Source organism: Bradyrhizobium brasilense (assembly GCF_029714345.1).
GTDB classification, from domain to species: domain Bacteria; phylum Pseudomonadota; class Alphaproteobacteria; order Rhizobiales; family Xanthobacteraceae; genus Bradyrhizobium; species Bradyrhizobium australafricanum.
The window spans coordinates 3,303,801-3,321,495 of sequence record NZ_CP121669.1; the positions used below are offsets into that span (position 1 = coordinate 3,303,801).

At 64.6% G+C, this 17,695-nt stretch carries 13 protein-coding genes; 9 read left to right on the forward strand and 4 right to left on the reverse strand.

Going from position 1 to position 17,695, the window contains the following annotated elements; translation table 11 throughout:
- Positions 1–6: 6 nt before the first annotated feature.
- Complete coding sequence (locus tag QA635_RS15355) at positions 7–927, reverse strand: tripartite tricarboxylate transporter substrate binding protein (protein WP_425249189.1); 921 nt, start codon at positions 925–927, stop codon at positions 7–9.
- 205 nt (positions 928–1,132) lie between these two features.
- On the opposite strand from QA635_RS15355, the gene QA635_RS15360 reads away from it, so the two are divergent.
- From QA635_RS15360 to QA635_RS15370, 3 genes are all read left to right on the forward strand, one after another.
- Positions 1,133–2,203, forward strand: a complete 1,071-nt coding sequence (locus QA635_RS15360; protein ID WP_038386991.1) for a substrate-binding domain-containing protein — start codon at positions 1,133–1,135, stop codon at positions 2,201–2,203.
- A gap of 124 nt (positions 2,204–2,327) precedes the next feature.
- Positions 2,328–4,427, forward strand: coding sequence for a molybdopterin oxidoreductase family protein (locus QA635_RS15365; protein WP_283070071.1), 2,100 nt, complete (start codon positions 2,328–2,330; stop codon positions 4,425–4,427).
- Between the two features lie 80 nt (positions 4,428–4,507).
- Positions 4,508–5,287, forward strand: a complete 780-nt coding sequence (locus QA635_RS15370; RefSeq protein ID WP_283070072.1) for an enoyl-CoA hydratase/isomerase family protein — start codon at positions 4,508–4,510, stop codon at positions 5,285–5,287.
- Positions 5,288–5,373: 86 nt separating this feature from the next.
- Here the strand turns inward: QA635_RS15370 and QA635_RS15375 are convergent, their stop codons facing one another.
- The 3 genes from QA635_RS15375 to QA635_RS15385 all read right to left on the reverse strand — a co-directional run bounded on the left by QA635_RS15375 (position 5,374) and on the right by QA635_RS15385 (position 9,658).
- Entirely contained in the window at positions 5,374–5,802 is a 429-nt protein-coding gene (locus tag QA635_RS15375) for a GlcG/HbpS family heme-binding protein (protein ID WP_283070074.1), read from the reverse strand.
- Positions 5,795–8,773 (reverse strand): FAD-binding and (Fe-S)-binding domain-containing protein, encoded by a 2,979-nt coding sequence (locus tag QA635_RS15380; RefSeq protein ID WP_283071654.1) that lies wholly within the window; start codon positions 8,771–8,773, stop codon positions 5,795–5,797. Before QA635_RS15380 ends, QA635_RS15375 begins: the two co-directional genes overlap by 8 nt.
- A gap of 132 nt (positions 8,774–8,905) precedes the next feature.
- The gene (locus QA635_RS15385; RefSeq protein ID WP_283070075.1) at positions 8,906–9,658 is read right to left on the reverse strand and encodes a GntR family transcriptional regulator; all 753 of its coding nucleotides are present in this window, start codon (positions 9,656–9,658) and stop codon (positions 8,906–8,908) included.
- A 132-nt stretch (positions 9,659–9,790) separates the two neighbouring features.
- Here QA635_RS15385 and QA635_RS15390 point away from each other — a divergent pair, with 132 nt between their 5' ends.
- The 6 genes from QA635_RS15390 to QA635_RS15415 all read left to right on the forward strand — a co-directional run bounded on the left by QA635_RS15390 (position 9,791) and on the right by QA635_RS15415 (position 17,664).
- Complete coding sequence (locus tag QA635_RS15390) at positions 9,791–10,993, forward strand: pyridoxal-phosphate-dependent aminotransferase family protein (protein ID WP_283070077.1); 1,203 nt, start codon at positions 9,791–9,793, stop codon at positions 10,991–10,993.
- A 158-nt stretch (positions 10,994–11,151) separates the two neighbouring features.
- Positions 11,152–12,435 (forward strand): MFS transporter, encoded by a 1,284-nt coding sequence (locus tag QA635_RS15395; RefSeq protein ID WP_283070079.1) that lies wholly within the window; start codon positions 11,152–11,154, stop codon positions 12,433–12,435.
- Positions 12,436–12,564: 129 nt separating this feature from the next.
- Complete coding sequence (locus QA635_RS15400; RefSeq protein ID WP_283070080.1) at positions 12,565–13,758, forward strand: pyridoxal-phosphate-dependent aminotransferase family protein; 1,194 nt, start codon at positions 12,565–12,567, stop codon at positions 13,756–13,758.
- A gap of 32 nt (positions 13,759–13,790) precedes the next feature.
- Positions 13,791–14,588: an enoyl-CoA hydratase/isomerase family protein gene (locus QA635_RS15405; RefSeq protein ID WP_057020490.1), complete on the forward strand. Its 798-nt coding sequence runs from the start codon at positions 13,791–13,793 to the stop codon at positions 14,586–14,588.
- A 985-nt stretch (positions 14,589–15,573) separates the two neighbouring features.
- Positions 15,574–16,551 (forward strand): Bug family tripartite tricarboxylate transporter substrate binding protein, encoded by a 978-nt coding sequence (locus QA635_RS15410; RefSeq protein WP_370144256.1) that lies wholly within the window; start codon positions 15,574–15,576, stop codon positions 16,549–16,551.
- A 237-nt stretch (positions 16,552–16,788) separates the two neighbouring features.
- Complete coding sequence (locus QA635_RS15415) at positions 16,789–17,664, forward strand: S-methyl-5'-thioadenosine phosphorylase (protein ID WP_283070083.1); 876 nt, start codon at positions 16,789–16,791, stop codon at positions 17,662–17,664.
- The last annotated feature ends 31 nt before the right edge of the window (positions 17,665–17,695 follow it).

Sequence of the window (17,695 nt, forward strand, 5' to 3'; positions counted from 1 at the left end):
GCGCGCTTACTGGGGCTTGTCCAGCCTTTTGACGACGCCTGCCCACTTCACGATATCGGCGCGCAGGAATGCGCCGAACGCCTCCGGCGTCATGGTCATCGGCACCGCGCCCTGCGCGGCCCAGAGCTTCTCGACCTCCGGCCGCCTGATCGCCGCATTCACCGCCGCGTTGAGCTTGTCGACGATCGGCTTCGGCGTGCCCGCCGGAGCCATCAGGCCGAGCCAGATCGTCGCCTCATAGCCGGACACGCCCGCCTCGATCACCGTCGGAACGTTGGGCAGCACCGTCGAACGAGTCTTGCCGGTCGTTGCGAGCGCTCGCACCTGGTTTTCGGCGACATTCGGCGCCATCGCGGGAACGGCATCGATCATCATCTGGACCTGGCCGCCGATGACGCCGCCGCGGGCTTCGCCGCTATTGCGGTAGGGCACGTGCACGACGTCGATCCCGGCCATGGCTTTGAACAGCTCGCCCGCCATGTGATACGGCGTGCCCTGACCTGACGACGCATAGTTCAGCTTTCCGGGCTGGGCCTTTGCGAGGGCGATGAACTCCTGCAAGGTCTTTGCCTGCACGGCGGGGTGGACCACGATCACGAGATCCGAAGTGTTCAACGACGCGATCGGCATCAGGTCGCGCATCAGCTCATATTTGCGCTGCGGTACCAGCGATTCGTTCGCGGTCTGGGTGTTCGACATCATCAGGAGGGTGTAGCCGTCGGCCGGTGCCTTTGCGACCTCGAGCGTGCCGATCACGCCGCCGGCGCCGGTGCGGTTTTCCACCACGAAGGGCTGGCCGAGGCTTTCCTGCAAGATGCTGCCGATTTGTCGCGCGACGACGTCGGCCGGACCGCCGGGGCCAAAGGGAACGATGATCCTGACCGGCCGCGCGGGATAGTCTTCGGCGTCAGCATATGAGCCTGACATGGACACGGTCAGCAACGCCGCGACAAACACCAAGGCGTATCGCAGGCTTGCCATTGACTGAATCCCCCAACTTTAGTCTTGTTTCTTGATCAGAAGTCTAGCTGCAACTTGAAGCTTCTGTCGACGACAGACTCCGTTTTCGCGCATCGGAATAAGAGCGGGAGGACGGTGTACTCAAACTTCGCCATCGCGTGCGGGGAATCATATGAGGAAACATCCTGGGCTATCGCGTCGCGACATGCTGAAGGGCTCGGGCGCGGTGCTGGCTGGGGCCGCCCTTTCAACGCGCGTGATGGCCGCCGCGCCACCTGCGGAACCGGTGACGCCGACGTTGATCGAAGCGGCGAAGAAAGAGGGGCAGGTCGTCTACTACACGTCGACCGATCTGCCGGTTGCCGAGAAGCTGGCAAGGGCATTTGAAGCCAAATATCCCGATATCACCGTGCGCGTCGAACGCACCGGCGCGGAGCGTGTGTTCCAGCGGGTCGGCCAGGAATATTCCAGCAACATTCATGCCGTCGACGTCGTGAATTCCTCCGACGCCGCACATTTCATCGTGTGGAAGCGCGACGGCATTCTCGCGCCCTATGTTCCGGAGGAGGTCGCGAAATACTACCCCGAGGAGCATCGCGACGCGGACGGGCAATTCGCAAGCTTCCGGGTCTGGCTTTCGATCATTGCCTACAACACCAATCTCGTGAAGGCAGAGGAGGCGCCCCAGAGCTTTGCCGATCTGCTGGATCCCAAATGGAAGGGCAAGATCGTCAAGGCGCATCCCGGCTATAGCGGCACCATTATGACCGCAACCTATCAGATGCAGCGCGATCTCGGCTGGAGCTTCTTCGAGAAGCTGGCCAAGCAGAACATCATGCAGGTGCAGTCCTCGACGGATCCACCCAAGAAGCTCGATCTCGGCGAGCGTGCTGTCATGGCCGACGGCAACGAATACAACATCTTCCAGATGAAGGAGGCCGGCCGCCCAGTCGAGCCGGTCTACGCCACCGAGGGGTCGCCGATCATTGTCGGCCCCAACGGGATCTTCAAGGACTGTCCGCATCCGAATGCCGCCAGGCTGTTCCAGTCCTTCGCGCTCGGGCGTGAGGGCCAGCAGCTCAATGTCGAGATCGGCGGCCTCAGATCCGTCCACGCGCAGGCCAAGGAGAAGGCTGGACGCAGGCCGCTAAAGGACATCAAGACCATGAAGGACGATCCGGTGGCGGTGGAGCGGGAAGGGGAATCGATCAAATCGCACTACACCCGCATCTTCCGCGTCTGATGGACGGCTCAGGCCAATAGCTGCCCGTCCGGGCGCCTCCCGCATGGCACGTGCCCGGATTTCGCGCCGGCTGGGTCGATAATGCCCCTCGGCGGAGGCGGCATTTGATGTTACCAATTTGGCCATGAACCAGCATGCCAAGGTCGACATCCGCCATTCCACCTGTCCGCACGACTGCCCCTCGGCATGTGCGCTCGACGTCGAGGTGATCGAGGGACGCTCGATCGGGAGGGTGCGCGGCTCAAAGCAGCAGACCTATACGGCCGGTGTGGTCTGCGCCAAGGTGGCGCGCTATGCCGAGCGGATTCATCACGCCGAGCGGCTGATGTATCCGCTGCGCCGGACCGGCCCGAAGGGCTCCGGCCAGTTCGCGCGGATCTCCTGGGACGAGGCACTGGACGAGATCGCGGCGCGCTTCGACGCGGCCGAGCGGGAGTTCGGCGCCGAGTCGGTCTGGCCCTATTACTACGCCGGCACGATGGGGCTGGTGATGCGCGACGGCCTCAATCGGCTGTCGCATGTGAAGAAGTATTCGCGCTTCTACGGCACGATCTGCGCAACCATCGCGCGCATCGGCTTTGCCGCCGGGACCGGCAAGATCGCCGGCGTCGATCCCCGCGAGATGGGCGTCTCCGACCTCGTCGTGATCTGGGGCACCAATCCGGTGAACACCCAGGTCAACGTGATGACGCATGCATCCCGCGCGCGCAAGGAGCGCGGCGCGAAGATCGCGGCGGTCGACGTCTACAACAACGAGACCATGAAGCAGGCCGACATCAAGATCCTGCTGCGGCCGGGCACCGATGGCGCGTTTGCCTGCGCCGTGATGCATGTGCTGTTCCGCGAGGGATTTGCCGATCGCGATTATCTTGCGCGCCATACCGATTGCCCCGACGAACTCGAAGCGCATCTGAAGACCCGCACGCCGGAATGGGCCTCGGCGATCTCAAGCGTGCCGGTCGAGGAGATCGAGGCGTTCGCGCGGCTGGTCGGACAGACCAAGCGCTCGTTCTTCCGTCTTGGCTACGGGTTCACCCGCAGCCGCAACGGCGCCGCCCAGATGCACGCCGCATCGTGCATCCCCGCGGTCACCGGTGCCTGGCAATATGAGGGCGGCGGCGCGTTCTTCAACAATGCCGCAATCTGGCGTTTCGACGAGTCGATCATCGAAGGCCATGACGCGATCGATCCCTCGACGCGGGTGCTCGATCAGTCCAAGATCGGCCGCATCCTCACCGGCGATCCCGAAGCGCTGCGCGGCGGCGGGCCGGTCAAGGCGATGCTGATCCAGAACACCAACCCAATGACGGTGGCGCCCGAGCAGGCGCTGGTGCGCCAGGGCTTTGCCCGCGAGGATCTGTTCGTCGCGGTGCACGAGCAGTTCATGACCGAGACGGCGCAGATGGCCGATATCGTGCTGCCGGCGACCATGTTCATGGAGCACGACGACCTCTATTACGGCGGCGGTCATCAGCACATCTCGGTCGGCCCGAAGCTGATCGATCCGCCCGGCGAGTGCCGTTCCAATCACGAGGTGATGCAGGGGCTCGGCCGCCGCCTCAACGCCGTGCATCCCGGCTTCGACATGACGCCGCGCCAGCTGATCGATGCGACGCTTAAGAAGAGCGGCCACGGCGACATCGACACGCTCGAAGCCGAGCTGTGGCGCGACCTGCAGCCTGATTTCCGCACCTCGCATTATCTCGACGGCTTTGCCCATGCCGACAAGAAGTTCCACTTCAAGGTCGATTGGGGCAAGGTGCCCGTCGGCACCGGCGGGCTGATGGGCGCATGGGACAAGATGCCCTCGCTGCCCGACCACTGGACCATCATCGAGGAGGCGGATGCGCAGCATCCGTTCCGGCTTGCGACCTCGCCGTCCCGCAGCTTCCTCAACACCAGCTTCAACGAAACGCCGTCGTCGCAGGCCCGCGAGGGCGCGCCGACCGTGATGATCCATCCCGACGATGCGGCTGATCTCTTGATCGCCGATGGCGACGCGGTGACGCTCGGCAACATGCGCGGCGAGACCACACTGACCGCAAAACTGTTCGACGGCGTTCGCCGCGGCGTGGTGATCGCCGAGTCGATCCATCCGAACAAGTCGCATATCGGCGGGCGTGGCATCAACATGCTGACCGGGGCGGAGGCCGTCGCACCGCTCGGCGGCGCAGCATTCCACGACAACAAGGTCTGGATCAGGAAGGCGTCCGCCGCCGCATAATCCTGCTTGCAGTCGGCGCCGATCCTGCCGCAAATGTCGGCTGACAACGGCGCACATGGCCAAGAAAACAGGCAGGAAACATGACCGACAACAGCGTTCTTCTCGAGAAGCGCGGGCAGGCGTTCTGGATCACCATCAACCGCCCGGACAAGCGCAACGCGCTCAATGCCGGGGTGATCGCGGGCATCGCCAGGGGCTATCGCGAGGCGCATGACGACAAGGACGTCCGCGTCATCGTGCTGACCGGCGCGGGCGACAAAGCGTTCTGCGCCGGCGCTGATCTGCAGAACAGCGGCGCGGCCTTCTCGATGGATTTCTCGCGCCCTAATGTCGACTATGCCGACCTGCTGCGGCTGTCGCAGAACGCGACCAAGCCCGCGATCGCGCGGGTCGGCGGCGTCTGCATGGCCGGCGGCATGGGTCTGTTGTGCATGACCGACATGGCGGTGGCTGCCGATGGCGTGATCTTCGGTCTGCCCGAGGTGAAGGTCGGCGTGTTTCCGATGCAGGTGCTGAGCCTGCTGCAATCGATTGCCCCGCCGCGCCTCGTCAACGAATGGGCGCTGACCGGCGAGCCGTTCGACGCCAGGGCCGCGCAGGCTGCGGGTCTGCTCAACTATGTGGTGCCGGCGGCCGAGCTCGACGCCAAGGTCGATTGGCTGATCGGCCGCATTGTCGACAAGTCGCCGACGGCGATCCGTCGCGGCAAATACGCGATGCGGGCGATCGCCTCGATGTCGTTCGATGAAAGCATCGCCTACACCGAAAGCCAGATCGCGCTGCTCGCGATGACCGAGGACGCCAAGGAAGGCCTCAAGGCCTTCGGCGAGAAGCGCAAGCCGACCTGGACCGGCCGCTGAGCACTTCGCTTCACCTCGCCCCGTAAGAACGGGGCGAGAGAGCACAGTCCCGTCTCGGTCGCTATTCGACCTGAACTGACCGCACTCTAGCCCGCGTTGGGCTTCAGGCCGGCGGCTTCGATGCCGGCCACGGCGCAGATCTCGTCGTTGTCCGAGGTGTCGCCGCTGACGCCGACGGCGCCGAGCAGGGTCGCACCGTCCATGATCAGGACGCCGCCGGGGACCGGCACCATCCGGCCCTGCGCCAGCGTGTTCACGGCGTCGACGAAGTAGGCCTGCTCCTGCGCGCGCTGAAACAGCGCCCGCGATCCCATCCCCAGCGCCAGCGCGCCATAGGCCTTGCCATGGGCGATCTCGGCCCGCATCAGGCTGGTGCCGTCCTGTGCCGCGGTCACCTTCACCGCGCCGCGGGCGTCGAGGATGGTGACGACCAGCGGCTTGAACTTCTTCTCGATCCCCTTGGCCAGCGCGGCATCCAGAATCTTGCGGGCAATTTCGAGAGTGAGCTCAGCCATGGGCCTCTTCCTTTGTCGGTAACAATCTGTCGGAATTTGATTTCGCACGTTTCAGGCTCATCGCCAATACGCTGGCGACATGCAGCGGCGTCCGCCCGCTGCCGTCCTTGATCTGGTGCCGGCATGAGGTCCCGTCGGCCACGATCAGCGTGTCCTGATCGGCGCCTCTGACAGCTGGCAGCAGCGACAATTCAGCCATCTCGATCGAGGCCTGATAGGTGTCGGCACCATAGCCGAACGCGCCGGCCATGCCGCAGCAGCTCGACTCGATGGTATTGACCTCGAGGCCCGGCACCAGGCGCAGTACCTTCTCCACCGGCTTGAACGCGCCGAAGGATTTTTGGTGGCAATGACCGTGCACCACGGCCTTGCCGGCGACCGCGCCGAGCGGCAAAGCGAGGCGCCCGGCCTCGGCCTCACGCACCAGAAACTCCTCCAACAGCAGCGCGTGGGCGCTGACCGTTTTGGCGGCCTCATCCGAGCGCAGCGACAGCAGCTCGTCGCGCAAGGTGAGAAGGCAGCTTGGCTCGAGACCAATGATCGGCACGCCGCGGGCCGCGAACGGGACGTAGGTCGCAACCAGCCGGTCAAGCTCGGCGCGGGCCTGCTCCACCAGTCCGGCCGACAGGAACGTTCGCCCGCAGCACGGCGGCCGTCCGCCGTCCGATGGCCTCGGCAGATGCACGCGATAGCCGCCGGCGACAAGCACCTCGATCGCGGCGTCGAGATTCTCCCGCTCGTAGCCGCGGTTGAACGTATCGGCGAACAGCACCACTTCGCGGCCATCCACCGGGCCCAGTGCCTCAGCGGCGGGCCGGAACGTGTCGTTGCGAAATTCCGGCAACGCGCGCCTGGCGCTGATCCCTGCAAGTTTCTCGAACAGCGCGCGCAGCAGCGGGCTCCGGTTACGCCAGTTCGCGATCGGGGCAAAGCGCGAGGCGAGATCGACATAGCGCGGCAGATAGCCGACCAGCCGGTCGCGCAGCGACAGACCGTGCGTCGCCGCGCGCGCGGCCAGCACCTCGATCTTCATCTTGGCCATGTCGACGCCGGTCGGGCATTCGTGGCGGCACGCCTTGCAGGAAACGCAGAGTTTCAGCGTCTCCATCATCTCGTCGGAGGCGAGCGCGTCCGCACCCAACTGGCCTGAGATCGCCAGCCGCAGCGTATTGGCGCGGCCGCGGGTGACGTCCTTCTCGTTGCGCGTCGCCCGATAGGACGGGCACATCACGCCGCCTTCGAGCTTCCGGCAGGCGCCGTTGTTGTTGCACATCTCGACGGCGCCCTGGAAGCCGCCGCCGGCGCCGGGATAGGCCGACCAGTCCAGCACCGTCTTCAATTCGCCGACGCGATAATCCGGCGCGAAGCGGAACAGCGAGCGGTCGTCCATGGCAGGCGGATCGACGATCTTGCCCGGGTTGAGCGTGTTGGTCGGATCGAAGCGCTGCTTGACCTCGCGGAAATCGGCCACGATGCGCTGCCCGAACATCGCTTCGTGGAATTCCGAGCGCACCAGTCCGTCGCCGTGCTCGCCTGAATGCGAGCCCTTGTATTCGCGCACCATCGCGAAGGCTTCCTCGGCAATGGCGCGCATTGCCTTGACGTCCTTCTCCAGCTTGAGATTCAGCACCGGGCGCACATGCAGGCAGCCTTCGGAGGCATGCGCATACATCGTGCCGCGGGTGCCGTGCTTGGCGAACACGGCATTGAGCCGCTCGGTGTAGTCGGCGAGATGCGGCAGCGGCACCGCGCAATCCTCGACGAACGAGACCGGCTTGCCCTCCTGCTTCATCGACATCATGACGTTGAGGCCGGCCGCGCGGAAATCGGCGATGCCGGTTTGCAGCGCGGGCTCGACGATCTCGACCACGCCGCCCCATTTGCGCTGCGGCTTGTCCCAGCCGAAGCCGAGGTCGGCCATCAGCTCGCCGAGTTGCTTGAGGCGGGCGAGATTGTCGGCCTGGTCCTCTTCGGCGAACTCGACCACCAGGATGGCGTCCGGATCGCCGCGCACCGCCGCCGAGATGATCGGCTGGAACATCGCGATCTCGCGGCCGAGCGCGATCATGGTGCGGTCGACCAGCTCCACGGCAATCGGCCGCAGCTTGACCAGATGCTGGGCCGCGTCCATCGCCTCGTAGAAGCTGCCGAAATGGCAAACGCCGAGCGCCTTGTTGCGGATCACCGGCCACAGTTTGAGTTCGACCTGCGTCGTGAAGGCAAGGGTGCCCTCCGAGCCGACCAACAGATGCGCCAGGTTGTTCGGCGCGTTGCGCGGCACCAGCGCGTCGAGGTTATAGCCGCCGACGCGGCGCTGCACCTTGGGGAATTTGTCGGCGATCTCGAGCGCCTCGCGCTCGCCGAGATCGAGCATGTCGCGAAACAGCTTCAGTCCGCTGTCGGACGAATTGACCCGCGTCAGGTCGCGCGGCACCTCGCCGAAATGCAGCAGTGTACCGTCGGCGAGCGCGGCATCCATCGACAGCGTGTTGTCGCGCATGGTGCCGTAGCGCAGCGAGCGGCCGCCGCAGGAATTGTTGCCGGCCATGCCGCCGATCGTGGCGCGGGAGGCGGTCGAGACGTCGACCGGAAACCACAGCCCGTGCTTCCTGAGTTGCCGGTTGAGGTCGTCGAGCACGATGCCCGGCTCGACCACGCAGGTCCGATTCTCGACGTCGAGCGAGAGGATCCGGTTCAGGTGCTTGGACAGGTCGACGACGATGCCGTCATTGACGGTCTGGCCGCATTGCGAGGTGCCGCCGCCGCGCGGGGTGACGATCCGCCCGGCGTCGCGGACGATCGCCAGGGCCCGCAGCGCCTCGTCGACGGTTCGCGGCACCACCACGCCGGCCGGCATGATCTGGTAGAACGAGGCGTCGGTCGCGTACCGGCCGCGGTTGAAGGCGTCGAAAAACACGTCGCCGGTCAGTTCGGACCGCAGGCGTTGTTCGTGCGAGGAGGCGTTCTTCATCCCAGATCCGATGTGATCCATGACGCCATTGTAGTTGCTCATGGATTATGCATTCTCTCGACGTGAGAATTACATTATGAATTCATAATGGGCAAGGATGGCTGCCCTCCAGCCATCCTTGTGCCGACCCCTTTAGTCGTTCCGGGGCGTCGTCTCCAGGCCGCTGTCCGGCCCCTCCGCGAGGTGATCGATCGCGGCGGCCCGCTTGTTGCGCAGGTGCTGGAACAGGATGTCGCTGAGCTCGCTTGCCGCGCGGCGGCGCAGCGCATCGAGGATCGCCTCGTGCTCGCGCATCGCCTCGGCCCAGCGCTGCCGCTTGCGGGCGAAATTGGCGGAATAGCGCACGCGGCGAATCCGGCCGGCGAAGTTGGCGTAGGTCGCCTTCAGCGTCTCGTTGCGCGCGGCCGCAACGATGCTCTCATGGATTTGCTGGTTGGTCTGGAAATAGCCGTGCATGTCGCGGTGCAGGTAATGGCCGTACATCTCGTAATGCAGGCGCTCGATCGCGACGATTTCCTCGTCGGTGATGATCTCGCATGCAAGTCGTCCGGCGAGGCTCTCGAGCCCGGCCATGACGTCGAACAATTCCTCGAGGTCGCGCGGGCTGAGCCGGCGCACCCGCGCGCCGCGGTTGGGCAAGAGCTCGATCAGGCCCTCGGCGGCCAGCACCTTGAGCGCTTCGCGCAGCGGCGTTCTTGAGATACCCAGCATCTCGCAGAGCTGCCGCTCGGGAACGCGGGCGCCCTCGGGAATGTTGCCCTCCACCACATAGTCGCGGAGCCGCAGCAGGATCTCGCCGTGAAGCGAGACCTCCTGGCGGTCGCTGCCATTGCCGGCGGCGGGCGGGGTGATTGGAACCCCGGCTTCGGGAATCGCGGATTTCATATTCTGAACAATAATTTGCCCGCGCGGTCGCGTCGATGCTCTCGATCGAATACCAAAATTGGATTGAAAAGACAAAAAATGAATGCAAAATAGCTGGCAGAGGAGCCGAAATCCGGCGATTGGGAGGTTCTCATGCATCAAGGGCGCCATTTTCTGCAGATTCCAGGGCCGAGCCCGGTCCCGGATCGTATTCTTCGCGCGATGGATATGCCGGTCATCGACCACCGCAGCGCCGAATTCGCCGCGCTCGGCCGTGCCGTGCTCGAGGGCAGCCAGAAGGTGTTTCAGACCAAGGGGCCGGTGGTGATCTTCCCGTCATCCGGGACCGGTGCCTGGGAGGCCGCGATCGTCAACACGCTGTCGCCGGGCGACAAGGTCCTGATGGTCGAGACCGGCCACTTCGCCACCCTGTGGCGGCAGATGGCCGGCCGGTTCGGCATCGAGGTGGACTTCATGCCGGGCGATTGGCGCCTCGGTGCCGACCCCACCCAGATTGAAGCAAGGCTCGCCGCCGACACCGCGCACAGCATCAAGGCGGTGATGGTCGTCCACAACGAGACCTCGACCGGCGCGACCAGCCGGATCGCGGACATCCGTGCCGCCATCGACCGCACCGCGCATCCGGCGCTCCTGATGGTCGACACCATTTCCTCGCTGGGCTCGGTCGATTACCGGCACGACGAGTGGAAGGTCGATGTCAGCGTCAGCTGCTCGCAGAAGGGCTTCATGCTGCCGCCCGGCCTCGGCTTCAACGCGATCTCGGAAAAGGCCCGCGCCGCGTCGCGCACCAACAAGATGCCGCGCTCCTATTTCGACTGGGAGGAAATGCTGAAGCCGAACGCCAAGGGCTTCTTCCCCTATACGCCGGCGACGAACCTGCTCTACGGGCTGCGCGAGGCCATCGCGATGCTGCTGGAGGAGGGGCTCGACAACGTGTTCGCCCGTCATCAGCGGCTGGCTGCCGCGACGCGCGCCGCCGTCAATCAGTGGGGGCTCGAGGTGCTGTGCCAGGAGCCCTCGGAATTCTCGCCGGTGCTGACCGCGGTGATGATGCCGCCCGGCCATGATGCCGATCAGTTCCGCAAGGTCGTGCTCGACAATTTCAACATGTCGCTCGGTGCCGGCCTGTCGAAGGTCGCGGGCAAGGTGTTCCGCATCGGTCATCTCGGCGAGTGCAACGAGCTGACGCTGCTTGGCGCGCTGACCGGCGTCGAGATGGGGCTGTCGGTCGCCGGCGTCCCGCATCGCCCGGGCGGCGTCGAGGCCGCGATGCGGCTTCTCGAGCAACGCGACCAGCGCAACGCGTCGTCGCATCTGAAGGTGGTCAGCACTTAGAGCGTTTTCGAGCGAAGTGGACGCCGGTTCGCGTGAAGAAAACGCGTCAACAAAACCTAGAGCTTCGGTTCTGATTCAATCAGAACCGAAGCTCTGGCAGCCACGGCATCCGCAGCGCAACGAACTCAGAACAATCGCGGATCGGGGGAGGGGATGATATGAGGCTTCGGTTCAAGGCCACCCATGTCGTGTTGGCCATGCTCTGCGTGATGTACTTCATCACCTATGTGGACCGGGTGAACATCGGCACCGCGGCCGGCGAGATCCAGAAGGAGCTCGGCCTGTCCAACACCGAGCTCGGTCTGGTGTTCTCGGCCTTCGCCTATCCGTACCTGCTGTTCCAGGTGATCGGCGGCTGGGTCGGCGATCGCTTCGGGCCGCGCCAGACCTTGTTCTGGTGCGGCATGATCTGGGCCGCGGCGACCATCATGACAGGCTTTGTCCATGGTCTTGCCGCGCTGTTCGTCGCGCGATTCGCGCTGGGGTTCGGCGAAGGCGCGACGTTTCCGACCGCGACGCGCGCGATGCAGTACTGGACGCCGGCGAACCGCCGTGGCTTCGCGCAAGGCCTGACGCATTCATTCGCGCGGCTCGGCAATGCCATCACCCCGCCGGTGGTCGCGCTGCTGATCCTCTGGCTGACTTGGCGCGGCGCGTTCGTCGTGCTCGGCGTCGTCAGCCTGATCTGGGGCATCGCGTGGGTCTGGTACTTCCGCAACGAGCCGCGGGACCATGGCTCGATCACCGCGGCCGAGCTTGCGACCTTGCCGCCGCGTCCGCAGGGCGAGCGGCCGAAGGTGCCGTGGGGACCGCTGCTACAGCGGATGTGGCCGGTGACGCTGACCTATTTCTGCTACGGCTGGTGCCTGTGGCTCTATCTCAACTGGCTGCCGCTGTTCTTCAAGAACAACTACAGCCTCGATCTGAAGAACTCGGCCCTGTTCGCATCCGGCGTGTTCTTTGCCGGCGTCGTCGGCGACAGCATCGGCGGCGTCATCTCCGATCGCATTCTCGAGCGCACCGGCAATGTACGGCTGGCGCGACTCAGCGTGACGGTCGTGGGCTTTGCCGGCGCGCTGCTCTCGCTGATGCCGATCCTGTTCGTTCACGACATCACGTTGGTGGCGCTCTGCCTGTCGGCCGGCTTCTTCTGCGCCGAGCTCGTGATCGGGCCGATGTGGTCGATCCCGATGGACATCGCGGCGAAATATTCCGGCACTGCCGCCGGGATCATGAACACCGGCTCGGCTTTCGCGGCCATCGTCTCGCCGTTGGTCGCCGGCTTCGTCATCGACGCCACCGGAAACTGGTACCTGCCGTTCCTGATGTCGATGGGCCTGCTGCTGGTCGGCGGCTTCTCGGCGTTCCTGATGCATCCCGAGCGGCCGTTCGAGGAGACCGGCGAACTGGTGGCGTCGGGCAAGGTGGTGGCCGCCGAATAAGGCGCTGCCGGCCCCGGCGGAGCGCCGTCAGATATGCATGACGGACCCCCGCCGGGCCTAGGACAAACCCGGCGAATAGTGATATGCGAGCGGCTCACCACGACCAAGACGAGACCGGGAAAGACGCTCATGACCGTGCATACTGGAAGGCATTTTCTGCAGATTCCGGGACCGACCAACGTGCCGGACCGGGTGCTGCGGGCCATGGATATGCCGACCATGGACCATCGCGGTCCCGAGTTCGCCGAGATCGGTTTTGCCGTGCTTTCTGCGATGCAGCGTGTGTTCCGGACCAAGCAGCCGGTGATCATCTACCCGTCGTCGGGGACCGGTGCCTGGGAGGCCGCGATCGTCAACACGCTGCAGCCCGGCGACAAGGTCCTGATGTGCGAGACCGGCCAGTTCGCGGTGCTGTGGCATGGCATTGCCGACAAGTTCAAGCTCGACGTCGATTTCATCGCGGGCGACTGGCGCCACGGTGCCGACCTCGAGCAGATCGAGGCCAGGCTGTCCGCCGACAAGGCGCACAAGATCAAGGCGGTCTGCGTGGTCCATAACGAGACCTCGACCGCCTGCGTCACCTATCCGCGCGACGTCCGCAAGATCCTCGACACGCTGAAGCATCCGGCGCTCTTGATGGTCGATACCATCTCCGGCCTCGGCTCGCTGGAATATGAGCATGATGCATGGGGCATCGATGTCTCCATCGCCGGCTCCCAGAAGGGGCTGATGCTGCCGCCCGGCCTCGGCTTCAACGCCGTGTCGGAGAAGGCGCTCGCCGTGGCCAAGGCCAATCCGGGCATGCGCTCCTATTGGGACTGGCAGGAAGTCATCAACATCAACAAGGCCGGCACCTGGCCCTATACGCCCGCCACCAACCTGCTGTTCGGCCTGCGCGAGGCCGTGAAGATGCTGGAGGAGGAGGGCCTCGAGAACGTCTTCGCCCGCCACAAGCGCCACAGCGAAGCGACCCGCGCGGCGATCAAGGTCTGGGGCCTCGAGACACAGTGCCAGGAGCAGGGCGCACACTCGCCGGCGCTGACCGCGGTGCGGGTGCCCGATGGCCACGACGCCGACCACTTCCGTAAGGTCGTGCTGGAGAATTTCGACATGTCGCTCGGCACCGGCCTCAACAAGGTCAAGGGCAAGGTGTTCCGGATCGGCCATATCGGGCACTTCAACGACCTGATGCTGATGGGTACGCTGTCCGGCGTCGAGATGGGCCTTGATCTGGCCAAGGTGCCGCATCGCAGCGGCGGCGTGCTGGCGGCGATGGAGGTCCTGAAGGGCCGAGACGCCGCGCAGTCGAAGGCTGTCGCCTGAAATCGAACCGCAAACAACAGAAAGAGCGAGACATGAACGCGCCCGTCACTTCGACCGAAGACCTGATCTATTCCGTCGAGGACGGGATCGCGCGCATCACGTTCAACCGGCCGCAGGCGCGCAATGCGCTGACCTTTGCAATGTACGAGCAGATGGCGGCGATCTGCGAGAACATCAATCAGGATCGCTCCATCAAGGCGCTGATCATGACCGGCGCCGGCGACAAGGCGTTCGCCTCGGGCACCGACATCTCGCAGTTCCGCGCGTTCAAGACGGCGCAGGATGCGCTCGACTATGAGGCGCGGATCGATCGCGTGCTGGGAACGCTCGAGCAGTGCCGTGTGCCTGTGATCGCGGCGATCGCCGGCGCCTGCACCGGCGGTGGCGCCGGCATCGCCGCCTGCTGCGATATCCGGATCGGCACCGAGGCGACGCGGATCGGCTTCCCGATCGCGCGCACGCTCGGCAACTGCCTGTCGATGTCCAACATCTCGCGGCTGGTGTCGCTGATCGGTCCGGCGCGGACCAAGGATCTGATCTTCAAGGCGCGCCTCGTCGAGGCGCCGGAAGCGCTGGCGCTCGGGCTGTTGAACGAAGTCGTCCCCGATGTGGAAACGTTGCAGCGCCGCGCCACCGAGACGGCGAAGCTCGTCGCCGGCCACGCGCCGATCACGCTCGAAGTGACCAAGGAGGCGGTGCGCCGCATCCGCCGCACGCTGTCGCGCGAGGAGGGCGAGGATTTGATCCTGCGCGCCTATATGAGCGAAGATTTCCGCGAGGGCATGGACGCCTTCCTCAACAAGCGCGCGCCCAACTTCAAGGGCAAGTAGCGGCGGCGCTCAATCATTGAGTTGCCCGACGGGTCAAGCCCTCAAAGCAAAAATATTTCGCTTTATCCGAAAGCCAACTCAGTGCTATAGAAATAGCCGTCTCACCCGATCGAGGGGCGCTGCGCATCGTCATGGGTGTTGCGGTGAGATGCGGTGGACGCCGGTTGCGCGACTGACGAGTGCGCATCCGGCGGACGGCGAAATCGTGCAGGCCTGACGCCCTAGCGGCAGGTGTCCTCTCGCAAAGCGCGCAAGCGTTTTTGCGAGGGCGGTGACAACAAAGCCCAGTCTCGCCGGGGTGAGCACGTATAAGCCGTAAACCATCGCGCAGGGAAAGCCGGGTTGTTTCCGGTTACACCTGTGGTCCTACCCCCGAGCTTTCTACCTTTTGCTCGGGGCCCATGGGTGCGATCGGCACCCGGCTTTCCCTGCGCCCTCCGTTCAAGAGAGGGCGGATCGAACTGCAAAGCTCGGGCAGATCATGTCGCGAGAGCGCGGATGTGTGACTCGCAAATCGCTCCACAAATTGGGTGTCGTCCCGGGCGAGCGAAGCGCGACCCGGGACCCACAACCACCGAAGGTCATTGTCGCACAACGCTGGAGCCACAGCTCGCTTCAACAACGAACGTCTGTGGTTATGGGTCCCTGCTTTTGCAGGGACGACAGCGAACAAGCTGTTTGAAAGTTGAATCAAAACTCACCCCGTCATCCTGAGGTGCGAGCGGAGCGAGCCTCGAAGGATGCACGGCCCGGCTGGTGACCGTCGATCCTTCGAGACGCGCGTTCCGCGCTCCTCAGGATGACGGGACTGTTGCAAAGCGGCTATGCTAAGCGAAGTGACGCACCCACCTCATTCCAAAGTCATAGGCCATGCGGCAGTTCGCGGCTTGAACTCACCTTCATTCTCGGCACAATGACGCGAGCCCGCCACCTCGCAGGTTTTGCCAAGCCGAACAAATAGATAGGGAAGAAACACGTGGGACAGATTGTAAAGACCACGGCTGCAATCGCGGCCCTCTTGCTGAGCACGCCGGCCTTTGCCGGCTGGGAGCCGAGCAAGCCGGTCGAAATCGTGGTCGCGGCCGGTGCCGGCGGCGCCTCCGACCAGATGGCGCGCATGATGCAGGCGGCGATCCAGAAGAACAATCTGATGAAGCAGCCGATGGTAGTGTCGCTGAAGGGCGGCGCGTCGGGTGCGGAAGCGCTGATGTACATGAAGTCCAGCGAGGGTGATCCCAACAAGGTGCTGATCGCCTATTCGCTGATCTACATGTTGCCGCTGTCGGCCAAGATTCCGTTCAACTGGCGCGACCTCACCCCGGTGTCGGTGATCGCGCTCGATCAGTTCGTGTTGTGGGACAACGCCTCCGGTCCGAAGACCGTGAAGGAGTTCATCGCTGCCGCGAAAGCGGCGAGTGCGCCGTTCAAGATGGGCGGCACGGGCTCCAAGCGCGAGGATCACGTGCTGACCGTGTTCATGGAGCAGAAGACCGGCGCAAAATTCTCGTACCTGCCGTACAAGTCCGGCGGCGAGGCCGCGACCCAGCTGGTCGGCGGCCACACCGAGTCCAACGTCAACAATCCGAGCGAGAACCTCGAAGTCTGGCGCGCCGGACAGGTTCGCGCGCTCTGCGTGTTCGACAAGGAGCGCATCTCCTACAAGACCAAGGTCACCGACACGCAATCCTGGAACGACATCCCGACCTGCAAGGAGGAGGGGCTCGACGTGCAGTATCTGATGCTGCGCGCGATGTTCCTGCCGGGCAAGGTCACGCAGGAGCAGCAGGCGTTCTATGTCGACCTGTTCCAGAAGGTGACGCAGACGGCTGAATACAAGGACTACATGGAGAAGCAGGCGCTGAAGCCGATCTTCCTCACCGGCAAGGACATGGTCGAGTTCCTCGAGGATGACGACAAGCAGAATGCCTCGCTGATGAACGCGGCAGGGTTCGTCGCGAAGTAGCGGATCCGCCGTCATTCCGGGGCGATGCGGAGCATCGAACCCAGAATCTCGAGATTCCGGGGGCACCCTTCGGGTGTCCCGGAATGACTGGGCCGGCTGCTTTCCTGTTAGCTTGGAATTGCCTTGCAAGTGGCAGCGGCGCAGTGATTACTGCGCCGCAGTATGGCCGAACGTCCGGCGAGCCCGATTGGGCTCGGTCACCCCTCCGGCGCCGTTGCGGGACCGTGAGGAGCGATCATGACCAAAGCCGTGTTGGGGATCATCGGTGGATCTGGCATCTACGATCTGCCGGGCCTGGAAAATGTCCGCGAGGAGGCGATCACAAGCCCCTGGGGCGAGCCGTCGGCGCCGCTCCGCCGCGGCGAGATGGCGGGACTCCCGATCGTGTTCCTGCCGCGCCACGGCCATGGACACGCGCTGTCGCCGTCCGACATCAACTATCGCGCCAATATCGATGTGCTGAAGCGGGCGGGGGTCACCGACCTCGTCGCGCTGTCCGCATGCGGCTCGTTCAAGGAAGAGCTGCCGCCCGGTACTTTCGTGCTGGTCGACCAGTTCGTCGATCGCACCCACAAGCGCGAGAGCTCGTTCTTCGGCAGGGGCTGCGTCGCACATGTCTCGATGGCGCATCCGGTGTCGCCGTTGCTGGCGAGGCATCTCGCCGCCGCTGCCGAGGCCGAAGACATCGCGTTCGCCCGCGGCGGCACCTACCTCTGCATGGAAGGGCCGCAGTTCTCCTCGCTCGCCGAAAGCCTGACCTACAAGGCGCAGGGCTATTCGGTGATCGGCATGACCAATATGCCGGAAGCCAAGCTCGCCCGCGAGGCCGAGATCTGCTACGCCAGCGTGGCGATGGTCACCGATTTCGATTGCTGGCATCCGGCGCATGATGCCGTGACGGTGCAGGATATCATCCGCGTGCTGAATTCGAACGCCGAGAAGGCAAAGGCGCTGGTCGCGCGGCTGGCGCGGGATTTCCCGCGCGAGCACGAGCCGTGCCCGGTCGGTTCGGATCGGGCGCTGGATACCGCGCTGATCACGGCGCCCGCGGCCCGCGATCCGCAGCTGCTGGCCAAGCTCGATGCCGTCGCCGGACGGGTGTTGCGGTCGTGAAGAAGTCCTCTAGCGAGCGCGCGACGCGAAG